This window comes from Moorena sp. SIO3I6, assembly GCF_010672095.1.
On record NZ_JAAHHU010001132.1, the window covers coordinates 1 to 1,641 of the forward strand.

At 46.4% G+C, this 1,641-nt stretch carries 2 protein-coding genes; both read left to right on the plus strand.

The genetic code is table 11. The features are described 5' to 3' along the window. Positions 1-567 precede the first annotated feature (567 nt). Positions 568-1,086, plus strand: a complete 519-nt coding sequence (locus F6K49_RS46910) for a phycocyanin subunit beta (protein ID WP_293066945.1) — start codon at positions 568-570, stop codon at positions 1,084-1,086. A 101-nt stretch (positions 1,087-1,187) separates the two neighbouring features. Further along, the coding region (gene cpcA / locus F6K49_RS46915; RefSeq protein WP_293109340.1) for a phycocyanin subunit alpha at positions 1,188-1,641 on the plus strand (454 nt) is incomplete at its 3' end.

The window sequence follows — 1,641 nt, forward strand, 5'->3', positions numbered from 1 at the left end:
CCCGTCTCACCCGACCAGCATAAGGCGATCGCGTAGCGTCTCCCTAGGAGAATCGCACAATACTCAACTCTGCCAGCTCCTTCAATACCTCCTAAGACATCCTCTCAATTCAATAACTGCTCAGATAATTAGTTTCGTGTGAAGATTCTTAAAGCTCACAAACGGCTCAATTTTCAGGAAGGACTAAACGCTATATCGGTTACCCAGAGTGCTTTGTAGCCTTGTTTTTACCCTTTGATGGCAAAAACAAAAGAGCTGAATTGTTACGATTTGTAATTGAATCACATAATTGCACAAAATCTGCACAGACGATTTGCTTGAATAGTTTTGGTCCGAAAGCCGCTGCATCCCTGACTTAAAAGTTAGGGGTCAGTTTCCTTGAGTTACCTTGTGTCTCTGAGAGAGGCTACAAAATTCTTAACAAGAAGGCTCAACGGAATTGAAGCTACTGGAGTAATTCAAGGCTGCTGATTGATTCATTACTCTGCTGTTTGGCAGAGTAGGGCAGGCAGTCAATTACTATCCAGTTTTGGATTTATACAAGTCAAGATGTAAGGAGAGACTTTAATGTTAGATGCATTTGCACGGGTGGTTGCCCAAGCTGATACCCGAGGTGTATATCTCAGTAACGATCAATTCGATTCCCTCAAGAGCATGGTTGCTGAAAGCAATAAGCGCATGGATGTGGTCAACCGACTCACAAGCAATGCCTCTGCAATTGTAGCCAATGCTGCCCGTAGTCTGTTTGCAGAGCAGCCCCAATTGATCCAGCCTGGTGGCAATGCTTACACTGGCCGTCGCATGGCTGCTTGCTTGCGCGATATGGAGATTGTCTTTCGCTATGTAACCTATGCCACCTTCGCTGGTGACGGCAGTGTTTTAGATGATCGCTGCCTTAATGGCCTGCGGGAAACCTATGTAGCACTGGGAGTTCCTGGAGGTTCTGTAGCTGAAGGTATCAATAAAATGAAGGACGCTGCGATCGCCATTGCCAATGACAGAACTGGCATTACTCCTGGTGACTGTAGCTCTCTAATGTCTGAGTTAAGTGGTTATTTTGATCGAGCTGCTGCTGCTGTTGGCTAGTTTCACCAAACCCTAGGACAGCCATCTGCTCGTTCAATTCTTCAGTAGCATTTGTTTACGAAAAATTTGCAAAACTTTTTTTTTGAGAGGTAGATTACATTATGAAAACTCCCCTAACTGAAGCAGTAGCTACCGCTGACTCCCAAGGCCGCTTTCTGAGCAGTGCCGAAATTCAGAGTGCGTTCGGTCGTTTTCGCCAAGCTACTGCAAGTTTGGAAGCTGCTCAAAGCTTAACCAGTAAAGCTGAGACTCTAGTTAATGGTGCAGCCCAAGCTGTTTACCAAAAGTTCCCCTATACCACGCAGATGCAAGGACCGAACTACGCTTCGACTCCTGAAGGGAAGGCAAAATGTGCCCGTGATATCGGTTACTACCTGCGCATGGTTACCTATTGTTTGGTGACTGGGAGTACAGGACCCATGGATGAGTACCTGATCTCAGGAATCGCCGAAATCAACCTCACCTTTGAACTTTCTCCGAGCTGGTATGTCGAAGCTCTCAAGTACATCAAGGCGAACCATGGTCTAAGTGGTGACCCTGCCTCAACGGCAGGGT